The 14,800-nt window shown below is 39.3% G+C and carries 14 protein-coding genes; all 14 read left to right on the forward strand.

From position 1 onward, the window contains the following. Positions 1 to 837: 837 nt before the first annotated feature. Positions 838 to 1,725 carry a phospholipase A gene (locus tag QZ289_RS06515; RefSeq protein ID WP_295700667.1) on the forward strand — a complete coding sequence of 296 codons (888 nt, stop codon included), beginning with the start codon at positions 838 to 840 and terminating at the stop codon, positions 1,723 to 1,725. Between the two features lie 312 nt (positions 1,726 to 2,037). Then, positions 2,038 to 2,922 (forward strand): TonB-dependent receptor, encoded by an 885-nt coding sequence (locus QZ289_RS06520; protein ID WP_295700830.1) that lies wholly within the window; start codon positions 2,038 to 2,040, stop codon positions 2,920 to 2,922. Next, positions 2,906 to 4,054, forward strand: a complete 1,149-nt coding sequence (locus tag QZ289_RS06525) for a TonB-dependent receptor (RefSeq protein ID WP_295700670.1) — start codon at positions 2,906 to 2,908, stop codon at positions 4,052 to 4,054. Before QZ289_RS06520 ends, QZ289_RS06525 begins: the two co-directional genes overlap by 17 nt. Before the next feature lie 354 nt (positions 4,055 to 4,408). Continuing rightward, a complete protein-coding gene (locus QZ289_RS06530; RefSeq protein ID WP_295700673.1) occupies positions 4,409 to 5,461 on the forward strand; it encodes an ABC transporter substrate-binding protein in 1,053 nt (350 codons plus the stop codon). Positions 5,462 to 5,484: 23 nt separating this feature from the next. Next, a complete protein-coding gene (locus QZ289_RS06535) occupies positions 5,485 to 6,234 on the forward strand; it encodes a class I SAM-dependent methyltransferase (protein ID WP_295700675.1) in 750 nt (249 codons plus the stop codon). Positions 6,235 to 6,241: 7 nt separating this feature from the next. After that, on the forward strand, positions 6,242 to 7,252 hold the full coding sequence (locus tag QZ289_RS06540; protein WP_295700679.1) for an iron ABC transporter permease: 1,011 nt from the start codon (positions 6,242 to 6,244) through the stop codon (positions 7,250 to 7,252). Next, the gene (locus tag QZ289_RS06545; protein WP_295700681.1) at positions 7,245 to 8,000 is read left to right on the forward strand and encodes an ABC transporter ATP-binding protein; all 756 of its coding nucleotides are present in this window, start codon (positions 7,245 to 7,247) and stop codon (positions 7,998 to 8,000) included. Before QZ289_RS06540 ends, QZ289_RS06545 begins: the two co-directional genes overlap by 8 nt. Then, positions 8,000 to 8,659, forward strand: a complete 660-nt coding sequence (locus QZ289_RS06550) for an energy transducer TonB (protein ID WP_295700684.1) — start codon at positions 8,000 to 8,002, stop codon at positions 8,657 to 8,659. The genes QZ289_RS06545 and QZ289_RS06550 overlap by 1 nt, the downstream gene beginning before the upstream one ends. A 155-nt stretch (positions 8,660 to 8,814) precedes the next feature. Beyond that, on the forward strand, positions 8,815 to 9,417 hold the full coding sequence (locus QZ289_RS06555) for a hypothetical protein (protein WP_295700687.1): 603 nt from the start codon (positions 8,815 to 8,817) through the stop codon (positions 9,415 to 9,417). A gap of 383 nt (positions 9,418 to 9,800) precedes the next feature. Continuing rightward, positions 9,801 to 10,712, forward strand: coding sequence for an RNA pseudouridine synthase (locus tag QZ289_RS06560; protein WP_295700690.1), 912 nt, complete (start codon positions 9,801 to 9,803; stop codon positions 10,710 to 10,712). Between the two features lie 685 nt (positions 10,713 to 11,397). Continuing rightward, positions 11,398 to 12,141, forward strand: coding sequence for a 3-oxoacyl-ACP reductase FabG (fabG, locus tag QZ289_RS06565; RefSeq protein ID WP_295700693.1), 744 nt, complete (start codon positions 11,398 to 11,400; stop codon positions 12,139 to 12,141). Positions 12,142 to 12,208: 67 nt separating this feature from the next. Beyond that, the gene (gene acpP, locus QZ289_RS06570) at positions 12,209 to 12,442 is read left to right on the forward strand and encodes an acyl carrier protein (protein ID WP_295700696.1); all 234 of its coding nucleotides are present in this window, start codon (positions 12,209 to 12,211) and stop codon (positions 12,440 to 12,442) included. Positions 12,443 to 12,518: 76 nt separating this feature from the next. Further along, positions 12,519 to 13,754: a beta-ketoacyl-ACP synthase II gene (locus tag QZ289_RS06575; protein ID WP_295700699.1), complete on the forward strand. Its 1,236-nt coding sequence runs from the start codon at positions 12,519 to 12,521 to the stop codon at positions 13,752 to 13,754. 14 nt (positions 13,755 to 13,768) lie between these two features. Next, positions 13,769 to 14,698 (forward strand): acetyl-CoA carboxylase carboxyl transferase subunit alpha, encoded by a 930-nt coding sequence (accA, locus tag QZ289_RS06580; RefSeq protein ID WP_295700702.1) that lies wholly within the window; start codon positions 13,769 to 13,771, stop codon positions 14,696 to 14,698. Positions 14,699 to 14,800: the final 102 nt, after the last annotated feature.

Raw genomic sequence — 14,800 nt, forward strand, 5'->3', positions numbered from 1 at the left:
ACAAACTCAATTTCAAGGAATGTTTATCTTGGCTTAAGTGGATAACCCCCGCTTCTTTTGAGGCTTTTTGTTAGCATTATCTCTAATGATTGGCACAAGCATTTCTCGTTCTATTAATCGCTAAAACCTATTTGGCGGACACTATCTAGTATCTTGTAATTATTGATAGGTGCATTACACCCATTGCTCTTATTTTCGTTGTTAAATCTCAAAGAAATTTTTTACATTTACCAAAGTAGATAATATGGGCACAATCACTACTTTAAGTAATGAAAATACCGCCACATTAGAGACTATTACGAATGATAACAATGGAGCCATAGGATGGGAATTTTGCAAGAGAGAGTGTTTTTTGCTGCGTTATCTTTAAGATAGTGTGTGGTTTTATGGGGGGGGGGGGTAAGGTTTTTTGCAAGTGTGGATTAGCACTTCGTGCGAATGCGGCGATTACATCGCAACAGCAAGGGTATAATAAATTAGAGAATCTAAAACTTCAATAAAGCAATGTTTAAATTAAAGAATCAAATCAAAATAATAAAGGAGTGTAATAAAAGCATACAATGTCCTTCAACAAGCTATATTGCGATAAATAAAAACAAAATTTCCTTTTATTTTGGTCAGGGTGAGAATGTAGTATAATAGCGCTCGAGATTGTATATGGAAAGTAGGTGGTATATTCACAAACGCTTCTTAAAATTATTGCTAGGATAGTTCATATATTGGCTTTATTTAAAGAGCAAGTGTAGCCTTGCTCTAGTTTTGTTTAAGTTTGGATTGTATGAATATTTACTTTGGACAAGCTCAAATAAAGGCTATGTTTAAGAGAAAGGATAAACAATGAAGCGATGGGGTAGAGTATGCATAATGTGGCTATGCAGTGTATTTGCCTTAGCACAAGAAGAGCAAAAGCAGCAGGAGCAGCAAAAACAAAATATGTATGTTAATGTAGATTCTGTATTCTCTCCCCCACTATCAATACCTAGCACAGATCAATCGTATCTAGCACTCTATCCGCATAAAGCCATATATATCTTGCCTTATTATTATAGTTTCAGTGAGCCAGCCCCGGGGAATCTTAATAGAGAAACTAAATTTCAGTTTAGTTTTAAACTTGCTGTTACAAAAAAACTTTTTTCACCTTATGGGAAGCTGTATTTTGCATACACACAAACGGCTTGGTTCCAAAATTACAATAAACCTGATTCTCGTCCATTTAGGGATTTAGACTATCAGCCTGAAATATTTTATAGCTATGAAAAGCCTATTAAGTTTTTAGGTGGGGTATTGAAGGGTATTTCTCTTGGTATTAATCATACAAGCAATGGTGAGAGACTCTTACGCTCAAGCACTCAAAATCGCCTTCTTTTAAATATACGTTGGGAGTATGATACCTTGAGTTATGGGACATTTGGCTTGAATCTTGGCACTTGGATATACACAGGGACACATTTAGATGGTTTTATGCACGATAATCCTGATTTGCCACTCTATCGGGGTTATAGTGATTTACGTTTATATTATAAAAGCAAGAGGCATTTGCTTGAAGCCTATGTGCGCCCACCTATTGCAAGGGTATATTATCCTTATTTTGAGTTAGGCTATACATTACGTGTGAGTGATAATGTAGGTATTTATTGCCAATATGTGAATGGATATGGGGATAATATGTTTGAATATAATCAATATGCTCAACGCATAGGCATAGGTTTTCGCTTGTGGAATTAATATTCTCCAGTCTATCTATGCCTTTGCTATTGTAGCTCAAGCTGCCGTATTTGCCCTTGTGCTAATTCACATTTGTAGAGTGAGTTTTAAAGTGGATTCTCTAGGATAAACATTATTATGCGATTTCGATAGTAGCCCACACAGATTGTGTAATCTTGTTATTTTAATTTGAATGCGCGATATTGCCTTAAGGTATCAAAATACGCTCTTTCTCTCATTATTTATTAAAACTTAAGAACAGAATTTATAATATATCGTCGCATAAAATTTTATACAACGGGAGGCATATATGGAAACAAAAATTTGGCACAAATGTTTAGGGGGGGGGCATTGGCTTCATTGCTCCTTGGGGTAGGATTCACCGAAGAGGTATATGACCTTGGGCGGATAGAGGTTATGGCAAAGGGCGAACATAAGCCTATGGATACTAATAGCACCTTGACAAATATTACTGCACAAGATATTGCCAATACAAGCTCACAAAATGTCGCCGAAGCACTGCGCTATATGCCCGGTGTGTTTTTCCAGCCAGCTACAGGGCAGAGAGGTGAGCCAAGCATAGGCATTAGAGGATACAGCACGACACACATCGGGCTATTCATCGATGGAATCCCCGTGCATAGCATATATGATAGACAGACGGATTGGGCGCAGTTTAGCACCTTTGGGATAGCTGAAATCAATGTGTCTAAGGGCTATACAAGCCCTATTTATGGTATGAATACGCTAGGTGGGGCAGTTAATATCGTTACTTCTAAGCCAAAAGACGCCCTAGAGCTTAATGCGGGTTATACCTCTGTAAGCAATAATGAAGATCGTGCATTTGCACAAGTAGGCACAAATATGGGGAAATACTATTTCCAGCTTGGCTATGCCTATGATGGACGAGATTCGTATAATCTCTCTTCAAAATTCACGCCCACAGCCTATCAGCCTAAGGCCGAAAAGCTTAATTCCTATTACACAAACCACACATTGCGAGTTAAGGCAGGATTTGAACCAAATGAAAATCACGAATATTCTTTGAATCTTATTTATCAAAAAGGCGATAAGGGCGGTATGTTTAATGCCAACACAGGAGGGAACTTTTGGAAATGGCCTCATTATGATAAGATTACTGCCTATATTCTGGGCAATTCAAGGTTTAATGATATGCTAAGCCTTAATAGCAGAATTTATTATGATAGGATTCTATAATGAGCTTGAAATGCTTGGTTCTTTACAAGCAAATTATGAAAATATTGGCAATTCAAATGCTATGGGTATTTCTATTTATGATGATTATGCGTTGGGCATCATCGAGACCCTTAATATAGATTTTGATGAAAATAAGAATCTCAAAATAGGTGTGAATCTAAAAAATGATAACATCAATCACACTGATAAACCACTCCCGGGTGCAACAGGTACAAATGATAATAACAAGATTAGCGACCTCTCTACCTCTATTTTTGCAGAATATGCACAAAGCATCAATGATATATTGCGCTTTGCACTCAATGGAAGCTATGATAGGAACGACTTCCTTAAAGGGAGTAGCACAAATAATAAGGATTTAACAAGCATTAAGCATTTGCAGGGCTGGACATTGCAAGGGATTGTCTATCTCTCGCCTACGGATTGGAGCACAATTTATGTCAATGTAGGTAAAAAATCTAAGTTTCCTACATTAAAAGATAGATACTCGACTACTTGGGGTAATCGCACTCCTAGCCCTGACATTTCTCCTGAATCTGCAATAAATTATGAATTGGGAGCGAAGTTTGACTATGAAAGCACCCATTTTAGCATTGCGGCATTTTATAATGATATAAACGATATGCTTATTTCTGTAAGTGACCCTACCAATAGTTGCTTGAATGGAAGCCAATGTTCAAAGCTTATTAACGCTAAAGAGGGCTATGCCTATGGGGCAGAGGTAAGCCTCAAGCAAGGATTCCTAGATGAAAAGATTGTCTTTAGTGCAAACTATACCTATACAGAGAAAAAAGCGACTAGCTATGGTGTCGATGGAAGTAGAATCTTAGACTATCCTAACCATATCGCTAATGCCTCATTGCTTATTGCTCCTCTCAAGCAACTTGATTTGATAGGTTTAGCGACTTTCCAAAGTAAGCAGTGGTATCTTTTGGGTAGCACTAGAAACCCAACAGGTTATGCGCAAAATAACGATATTTTCTTGCTTGATGTGAAGCTTAATTATTGCCCTATTGAAGCCTTGCAATTTTCAGTAGGAGCGTATAATTTGCTGGATAGAAATTACTACTATGGCAGTGGTTACTATCAACCCGGACGTAGAATCTTAGCAGGTGTGGAATATAAATTTTAAGAATATTTTAAGCTAATGGCGCGGGAGGGAATCTTAGGGAATATAAAAACGATGAGTTTTTAAAGATTTAATTTTCTTATTTTTTTCTTTTTATAAGGGGGAGGGGCTTAAATGTGCAAGTGTGGATTAGTGTTTCACACAAATGCGAAGTCGGCTCGGCAATATATGCCTCGCTCCCCCTTATATATCGTTCAGGGATATACCCTTCACCCCCTACGACGCTTTAAGAGGTTTGCACTTCGTGCGAATGCCACGGCTTTAACTTGTAAAGCCTCGTAATGACGAGAGAATATGTAAGTGGTGGCTATTGCGATTACATCGCAATAGCCAAGGAAATCAATAAGAGGAGTGTGTATGAGAGCATTATATATTGTTTTAATAGCATTAATTCTTATCGCCTGTGGAGACAAAAGCGATGAGGGAGCAAAAGCAGCAGGGCAGCCACAGGCGGTAGATTCTATAGAATCTACACAATCAGCCCAAGAGCAAGTCATTAGGGCATTTGGTATGAATCCCCCTTTGAGTGTGCTGTTAGAAATCCTCAATCCTCAAGGTATGGTTGGGCTAAACTACAAGCCATACGAGGAGGATATAGCCTTTATGCCGCCAAATATCTCTACTTTGCCCGTTTTGGGACATATGGGGAATAGAAGCGTATCGTTTGAAAGCCTTGTGGCTTTAAAGCCTGATGTGGTGTTTTTCAGCGAGGGGAGTAGTGAAGATATGCTAGAGCCTTACCAAAAGGTAGGTATCAAGACATTTATCGTCCCGGGCTATCATTTTGAGGACATACCTTTAGCTATTAAGGCTTATAAGGAGGCATTTGCCGCTGATAAGAGGGTGAGCGAAAAGGCGGATATGCTCCTTGCATTTGTAGAGGAGCAAGGAAAGAGGCTTGAATCTTTGCAAAATGCCATTACAGAGCGTCCAAAGGTGTATTTCGCACAGGGCTTTGATGGGCTAAAAAGCCAATGCGCGAGTGTGGGGCAGAAGGATTTAGCCTATTATATTGGCGGTGAGAATGCCCTTGATTGCTCTATGCTAGATAATCCCTCTATGCAATCAAGTATTAACTTTGAGATTCTAGCGAGTATAAATCCAGAGGTGATATTCGTGCGGGAATTGCCCTTTTATAGGGAGCTAATGAGTAATGCCCCATTGCAGTGGAAGAATCTTAGCGCGTTTAAAAATCATAGAATCTACTACGCTCCCTCCACACCATCAAATTGGCTTATGCGCCCTCCTAGTGTAATGCAATCTCTAGGCTTTTTATGGGCTTTTGAGAAAGTGCAGCCTACGCTTATAAGTCAAAAAGAAGTCAAAGAAAGGGCGCAATATTTCTTTCATACATTTTTGCGGGATTTGAGTGATGAGGAGTATGAGCGGATTCAAGGCTTGAGAGAGTAGGGCAAAAAGATAAAAGGAAAGATATGCAAACACAAGCGGAGAATTGGGACAAAAAGGCACAGAGCTTCCCGCGATTTATCAAAGATACACAGGATACTTTAGAGATTTTAGATTTTTTTCTATCACAGGGAGTGGAGTTTGCAAACAAGGTGATTTTTGATATAGGCTGTGGGAATGGACGATTCGCCTTGCAACTTGCTTTTATGGCAAAAAAGATTTATGCGAGTGATATTTCCTCACAAATGCTAAGTCATTTAGAGAGAGACGCGAAATCTCATCAGCTGTATAATATTCAAACACTCCATAGCGCTTGGTTAGAATATGATATAAGCACATTAAGCGATGAAATTGACTTAGGCTTTGCCTCTATGACTCCCGCACTTAATAATAAAGCAGCTTTTTTAAAGGCTTTGAATCTTGGCAAAGAGGGCTTGTGCTATGTGGGCTGGGGGAGAGAGCGTAAATGTGCGTTTTTAGATAAGATTCTGCATTTGCATCATTTAGGGCTTTTGCTTCCTGTGGGGCTGCCTAATGTGCTGCAATGGCTCAAAGAGGAGGGCTATAAAGAGCCGCAGTTTCTATACAAAAAGGCAGATTTTGTCTATAAATCTCCTAGTCTTAAGGCGATAGAGGATATTAAATGGCATATTCGTATCCACGATGGTACACCTGATGAGAGGCTCATTACCCAATATGTGTGTGAAAATGAAGTAAATGGTGAGATTAGCTATACGCATAGCCGCGAGATAGGCATTACCTTTATTCCTAAGTGATAATATGATGTCAAATAAGCGCAAAATAGGGTTGATTATCTTACTTGGTATTTTACTTTGTGCGTGCGGATTCTATGTGGTTACTTTGGGGAATTTTCATATTGATTTTGCCTCTATTCTTGCCTTTGTGGGCACAGATATGAGCGAGGAAAACGCCTTGTCGCATTTTGTGATATTTGAGATAAGAATCCCGCATGTATTAGCCGCTATCGTTGTGGGTGGTTCTCTGGCGTTAAGCGGGGGCTTGTATCAAGGCATAGTAGGGAATCCTCTCGTTTCACCTACGATTTTAGGGGTGCTTAATGGCGCGAGTTTTGGCGCGGGGCTTGGGATACTCTTGGGCTTGAATATCTTTGGCATAGAGGCGTTGTGCTTTGTCTTTGGTATTGTGGCTATGCTCCTAGCCCTTGCTTTAAGCTGGGTGTTTGATAATGGTAGGAGCATATTAATGTTGATACTTGGAGGTATGATTGTCTCGGCGTTTTTTGGTGCGGGAATGTATATCTTAAAAATCCTCGCCGACCCTTATAACACTCTGCCTAGCATTGTGTTTTGGTTGATGGGGAGCTTGAGTAATGCAAAGGCGGATTTCCCTCTGTATATTGCCTGTGCTGTCTTTGCGCTAAGTATGGCTTTTAGCGTGATTCTCTCCCGCTCTATTGATATACTCAATCTCGATGAGCAGAGCGCGCAGAGTTTGGGCGTGAATGTAAGGTTTATGCGTATAATATGTATTTGCATAGCGACTTTGCTTGCAAGCTGCAGCGTGGCATTGGCTGGAGTAATAGGCTGGGTAGGCTTAGTCATTCCGCATATTGCGCGTTTTATTATGGGGGCGAATCACCGCTTTATGCTGCCTTTTTGTGCGTTATTTGGGGCGTTGTTTTTGCTTATTTGTGATACATTTGCTAGAAGTGCCTTAGCCACAGAGATTCCATTGGGCATCATCACGGCGATGGTGGGAATCCCTATTTTTGTAATAACGATTTATATCAACAAACGAGCGCTCAATGAATGAGGCATTAAAGCTCTCACATATAAACGTGAGTATTGGCAAAAAGCAGATTTTATGCGATGTGAGTTTGGCAGTGAATAAGGGGGAGATTTGTGCAATTTTAGGTGCAAATGGCAGTGGCAAAAGCACTTTGCTTAAGGCGATTTTGGGGCATTTGGCTTATAGTGGGGGTATGGCTTTAAATGGCGAATGCGCGGATAAACTTAGTATTAAAGAGAGGGCAAGGATTGTAAGCTATGTGCCACAAAGCCATCATATTAACTTCCCTTATAATGTGCTTGAAGTCGTGCTTATGGGGCGCTTTAGCCATAGTGCTTTGATGTATCATAGCGGCGATAAGCAAAAGGCAATAGAATCTTTAGAAATGCTTGGTATAGCGCATTTATCTGTGCAGACATACTCTAGGCTCTCCGGTGGGCAAAAGCAGCTCGTGCTAATAGCGCGCTCCTTAGCCCAAGATACGCCCATTATCGTGCTTGATGAGCCTGTGAGTGCGCTAGATATTTCGCATTCTTTTAGACTTTTGGAGATTCTATCTCAACTCACAGATAAAAGTATTATCATTACTTCTCACCACCCTGAGCAGTGCTTCATCGCGCATAAAATAGCAATGACAAAAGATGGGAGATTACTGCATTATGGCACACCTAAAGAGACACTTTGTGAATCTCATATCAAGCAGCTTTATGGTATAGACACACAAAGCGTGGTTTTGCCTAATGGTGGAGTGTATTTTTGTGCAAAGAAGTGATGAGTAAAAAAGCGCTGGAGAGAAAAGAGCAATTTTCCACTATATTTGCTTTTTGTCTTGCAGGTGCGGTGTATGTGGTAGGATTGATAGGTTATTTTTGGAATACTCATAGGGTGATACCAGCAAGTGAGGCATCTATTACCCATCTTTCTTTATCGCATTTTACGACCACAGGGCAAGATTCCCCCAAAGCAGCCCAAGCCCTACCCCCTAAGCAAAAGCCTCAAAAGCAGCATAAGCGGATTGATAACAAAAGCATAGCAAAGCCAGAGCAGATAAGGACGCAGGAGGGGGACATTATAGAGGAAAGTATTTTAACACGGCAGGAGCAAAGCGCTCAATCGCAGCAAAGTATTGCTTCACAGGCAAGTAGTGCGGGTGAAATGGACGCATATATGAAGCACGTATATGAAGTTATAGCTAAGCATTATGCTCTTACGCAGAGACTAAAAGGGTATAAAAAAGGTGAAGTGAAGCTTGCTTTTAAGATTGATATGTCGGGGGTTGTCTTTGATATACAAGTGATTTCAAGCAGCGGGTATGCGGAGATTGACAATGCAGCGGTGAAGACATTGCAAGGGATCAGTAAAGATTTAAAAAAGCCAAACAAAATTTATACGATGAGCATAACATTGCATTATGGAAACAAAAATAAATAAGGGTGAGTTGATTAACCATTTTTTCAATTTTTTTTATGGTTAAATAAAGTATTATTTTTTAAATAAAAGGCGGCATTTATCTTAAATATCCAAGCGTTTGCTATAATAATATATCTCAGGTATGGGAGCTGCAAGGAGCCCATCAAGGAGGGAAAATGGTGGTGGTAACGGAGATGGATAACAAGCTTCGTATGATTGAAATAGGTAAAAAGATTCTTACACAAGAAGAATTTGAGCTTTTTAAAAAAATTGAAGATGAGAGAACAGGTCATAGAGACACTCGCCCTATACCTAGAAATAATGATTTGCGCTATCGAGAAGAATATCGAGAATGGCGATCGAAAGCTCCTAAGCACAGCGATAAATCAATGGAAGATTTTTATAATATCAAAATGAAAATATTAGATGCCCTCTCCGATGAAGTACTTGAAAAATATGAATATACACACACTATTAAACTTGTCTCTTCAAGGGAGGTTGTGGGTATTCCGCTGGTGATTAACTATCGTAAAATTAATGATGATTTAAAAATGCTTGAGGTCATTAGTGATAGACATAAACTCGTGATTAATGCTAAGGTTGGCACATCTTTTTATACATCTTTTGCGCGTTTTGAGATTGCATTTGAGGCGGAAAAAAGCAAGATAATGGATATTTTTATGGCATTAGAGCATAAGGCAAAGCACGGATTCTTTATGGATAAGATGGCGGAAATACTTGTAGAAACAAGCCAAGCCAAACTTTGTATCCCAAAATAAGCTTTTGATATTAAGATAGTCTTGAGTAGAAAAAATGATAAATTATGATCTGGCTTTACTCGCTTGCAGGTAAAGTATAACATTAACTCGCATAAAGTTAGATTGCACGAAGTGCATACCCACAAAAACCTTTAAAAGCGTTGTAAGTGTGAGAGGAAATTCAACAAACGGATATATAAGAGGAAGAGGGGCGTATATTCAAATTAGTTTTGTATTTATGCTTTAGTGCTAACTTAACCTTGCGCATTTAAGCTTTTTGCTCAAGGCATACATAGATTAAAGAAACTTTAAAATTGCAACCAAGCAATGTTTATTAAAAAAGCATTAAATAAAGATGATGGTTTTGTTTTATCTGTCATAATATAGCTTTTAAAAGGACGTATATGCCTTTTGTTACGCGCTGTTATAAGATCGAAGAACCCATAGCTGCATTTTTATTCCTTATGCGGCATAGGAGATATAGCATTAAAGAAGCTCAAAGAGCCATAGACAAGGCGTATCTCACGCAAAATGGGCATATCATTAGAAAAAATGAAATCATTTGCGGCGATGTAGAGCTTAATGAATTTATCCCTCAAGATATGCCCTTAGAGCCGCTTTTTTATAATGCGGATTTTTGCGTGTATGACAAACCGCACAATCTCCTCACCCACCCCAAGGGGAGATTCTATCACTATTCGCTCAATGATGCCCTCAAATCGCGCTTTGGCACTCACGCTAAAGCCCTTCATCGCCTTGATAAAGAGACAAGCGGCTTATTGCTCTGCACGATTAACCCACAAAGTGAGAGGGCGCTAAAGGTCCTTATGCAAAAAGGTGCGGTTATAAAAAGCTACTATGCCATTGTAAAGGGCAAAGTAGAAAAAGAAATCCTTATAGATGAGCCACTTAGCACACAAAGGCATAAAGGCGGGGATTTATGTATCAAAAGCATTGTGTGCGAAAATGGCAAAAAAAGTCGCACACTCTTGCGTCCCATAGCTTACCACAATCCCACAGATTCTAGCCTCGTGTCTGCCTTAGCCCTCACCGGTAGGACACATCAAATCCGCGTGCATTGCGCCTTTATAGGACATAGAATCTTGGGAGACCCACTCTATGGTGCCAATGAAGCACATAGCAGGGAATATTTGCAAAACAATGAACTCCCGCAATATACACAATACTTTGGTGCGCCCTATCTTTGCTTGAATGCTCATAATCTCCAATTTCACTTCAAAGGGCAGGATTATACTTTTACAAGCCATTTTTGCTTTGATTTTATGCCACATTTTGCAGCATATTTTAAGCCTTAGCCTTGAATATCTTTTTTTTTTTTTTTGATTAATGTGCTACGTTTCATTATAAATTTCATTGCAAGGCGGGGTATGACTACTATCATAAGGGCATTTTATTTCTACTTTGGGCGCATTATTTGTATTTTTTATTAATGCTTGTTTGAATAATGGTGTTTTGGACTCTTATGATGAGCAGATTTCTACCACACTGCAGGAGTTTTGCATTCTCTTTAATACTCCCATCGTGGAAAGTGTAAGATAGCAGCATAGATAGCGTGAGATTTAGTATAGATAGTGATTATATTCTAAAAGCTATATATTCCTTTGCTATTGTGATATGATCAGCACAAAGTCTTGTTTTGCAGGGCAAAGCTCTACAAAACGTCTAAAGCTATTAACTTGTGACTAAGACATTGTTTTATTCATCATACGCATAACGTGCTTATTCACACTTGCAAACTCATTTTCTAAGACATAGATTCTTTAATCTATCATTTCGCGCGATTTCTAAATACACCCTGCTTTGCAGATGTAGAATATGAATCCACACTTGCAAATTTAAGCCACTCGTTGATATACTTCTAACCTTTGTATTAAAGATATAAAACTATAGATTCTCTATTTGCTAGGCTTATTTTTACAGGATTTGGCAAATGTAAAATGAGTTTAAGGGTATAGAATCTAAAAATATAAGGAGTATGTAATGACATTTCAAGGAAATAATGTGCTTATTACCGGTGCGAGTAAGGGCATCGGGGCGCAGATTGCTAAAACATTGGCAAGTTATGGGCTAAAGGTGTGGATAAACTACCGCTCAAAGCCAGAATTAGCAGATGAGCTTAAAAAAGAGATAGAATCTAATGGTGGCAAGGCGGCGGTGATTAGGTTTGATGCGAGTATTGAGGAGGAATTTATCACTGCATTGAAGGCGATTGTAGAGAGTGATGGGGCTTTGGGCTATTTGGTTAATAATGCAGGGATTACTAATGATAAACTTGCTTTGCGTATGAGCGTAGAGGATTTTGAAGAAGTGATTAATGCTAATCTCAAATCCTGCTTTATTGGTTGTAGGGAAGCCCTCAAGATTATGAGTAAGCAGCGATTTGGGAGTGTGGTTAATATCGCCTCTATTATCGGCGAACGTGGTAATATGGGGCAGACAAACTATGCTGCGAGCAAGGGTGGTATGATTGCGATGAGCAAATCTTTTGCTTATGAGGGCGCACCGCGCAATATCCGCTTTAATTGCGTTACGCCTGGATTCATAAAAAGCGATATGACAGATGAGCTAAAGCCTGAAGTCGTAGAAAGCTATATGAAAAACATTCCGCTTGGACGTTTTGGTGAGGCAAATGATGTGGCTGAAGCAGTGGCGTTTTTACTCTCAAATGCTTCAAACTATATCACAGGTGAAGTGCTTAAGGTAAATGGCGGATTGTATATGTAGAGAATCTTGCCATTTAACAAATTTTTGTTATAATGGGAGCTTTTAAGTCTAAATCAAGGAGAACACAATGGATACATTTGAAAGCGTAAAGGCAGTAGTTGTAGGGCAATTAAACGTTGATGCTAATGAAGTAAAACCAGAATCTCGTTTTATTGAAGATTTGAATGCAGATTCTCTTGATGTGGTAGAGCTTGTTATGGCGTTGGAAGAAAAATTCTCTATTGAAATTCCCGATGAAGATGCGGAAAAAATTAAAACAGTGAATGATGTTGTCACTTATATCGAAAGAGCAACAAAATAACACTTTAATCAAGAACCCGTTAAATAAAAACTCGGGGTTCTTAACTTCACCTCTATAAATCACAAAGGAATAATAAATGCGTCGAGTGGTAGTAACCGGTTTGGGAATGATTAACGCATTGGGTTTGAATAAGAAAGAATCTTTCAAGGCTATTATCGATGGAAAATGTGGCATTAAACGTATTTCTTGTTTTGATGTGGAAAATTTTCCTGTAAAAATTGCTGGCGAAATCATCGATTTTAATCCAGAGGAAGTGCTTGATCCACGCGAAGTTAAAAAGGCTGATCGTTTCATACAGCTTGGATTAAAAGCAGCAAAAGAAGCTATGAATGAGAGTGGATTATTAGAGGGAGATATTGTCAATGCTGCTCTTAGTGAGAGATTTGGTATAAGCTCTGCTGCAGGGATTGGTGGGCTTGGTAATATTGAAAAGAACTCTATTGCTTGTGAGCAAAGGGGTCCTAGACGTATCAATCCCTTTTTTATTCCTTCTGCTCTTGTTAATATGCTTGGAGGCTTTATTTCTATTGAATATGCTCTCAAAGGTCCAAATCTAGCGAGTGTTACAGCGTGTACAGCAGGTACTCACGCTATTAGCGAAGCCGCAAAAACGATTATGCTTAATGGGGCAGACGCTATGCTTGTTGTTGGTTCAGAATCTGCTATTTGTCCTGTTGGTATTGGTGGATTTGCAGCGATGAAAGCACTTAGTGATAGAAATGATGAGCCACTCAAAGCTTCACGCCCATTTGATAAAGAGCGAGATGGTTTTGTAATGGGTGAAGGTGCTGGAGCATTAGTACTTGAAGAATATGAAAGTGCTAAAAAGCGTGGCGCGAAAATTTATGCAGAGCTCATAGGCTTTGGCGAAAGTGGTGATGCTAATCATATCACAACACCTGCCCCACAGGGAGAAGGTGCGTTACGTGCAATGAAAGCCGCCCTTAAAATGGCAAATAAACCTGTAAATTATGTTAATGCGCACGGCACAAGCACAGCATACAATGATTTGTATGAAACAATGGCATTAAAGGCTGCCTTTGGTGGAAAAGATTCTGTTCCACCTGTAAGCTCTACCAAGGGGCAAATTGGGCATTGTTTGGGTGCTGCTGGCACGATTGAAGCAGTTGTTTCTATTATGGCAATGTGTGAGGGCATACTTCCACCAACGATTAATCAAGAAACCCCAGATCCTGAATGCGATCTTGATTATATCCCTAATACTGCACGTGAAGCAAAAATTGATGTTGTAATGAGCAATTCATTTGGCTTTGGTGGCACAAATGGCGTTGTTGTATTTAGTAGAATCTAATCTTAAGGTAAAGAATGGCTACCTATCTTGATTTTGAGCAAAAGATTAGAAACCTTCAAGATGATATAGAATCTGCCCTTATGCGTGGTGATGATGATGCAAAACACATCCTTGAAAAAGAACTTGAAAAAGAAGTAGCTAATGTCTATGCCAATATAAGCGATTATCAAAGATTACAGCTCGCACGCCACCCTGACCGTCCATATGCTATGGACTATATCGAACTTATTTGCAAAGATGCCTATGAAATCAATGGTGATAGGCATTTTAAAGATGATAAGGCGATAGTATGTTTTCTTGGCAAGATAGGTGGGCAAACAGCTATGGTTATTGGCGAAGAAAAAGGTAGAGGCACGAAAAATAAGCTTGCACGGAACTTTGGTATGCCAAGTCCTGAAGGCTATCGCAAAGCATTGCGCGCTGCAAAGCTTGCCGAAAAATTTCATATACCTATCCTTATGCTTGTGGATACTCAAGGTGCTTATCCGGGATTAGGTGCAGAAGAGAGAGGGCAAAGTGAGGCTATTGCTAAGAATTTGCAAGAATTTGCTAAACTCAAAACACCTACCATTGCCGTTGTAATTGGTGAGGGCGGCAGCGGTGGAGCTTTGGCCATTGCTGTAGCAGATAGACTCGCTATGATGCAATATTCTGTATTTAGTGTTATCTCTCCGGAGGGCTGTGCGGCAATATTATGGAATGACCCATCAAAAATAGAATCCGCAACTAAAGCGCTTAAAATTACTCCCGATGAGCTAAAAAAATGTGGGTTAATTGATGATGTAATTGATGAACCGCTTATTGGGGCTCATAGAGACAAACAAAATGCTGCTAAAGCTATAGAATCTTATTTTCTTAAAGCCCTTGAAGACATCTCACAAGATGGCAATTATCTTAATAGACGTTATCAAAAACTTGTGAGTTATGGAGCTTTTGGAGAATAAAACTCTATTATAAGAGTTCTCTTATTTGTGAGAGCAAACCTTAAAGTAATCCTGTAAGGGCAGCTCCTCTTGCCGTTCTCATATTTATAGAATATGGAAACA

It is taken from the genome of uncultured Helicobacter sp., assembly GCF_910577135.1.
GTDB classification, from domain to species: domain Bacteria; phylum Campylobacterota; class Campylobacteria; order Campylobacterales; family Helicobacteraceae; genus Helicobacter_C; species Helicobacter_C mastomyrinus.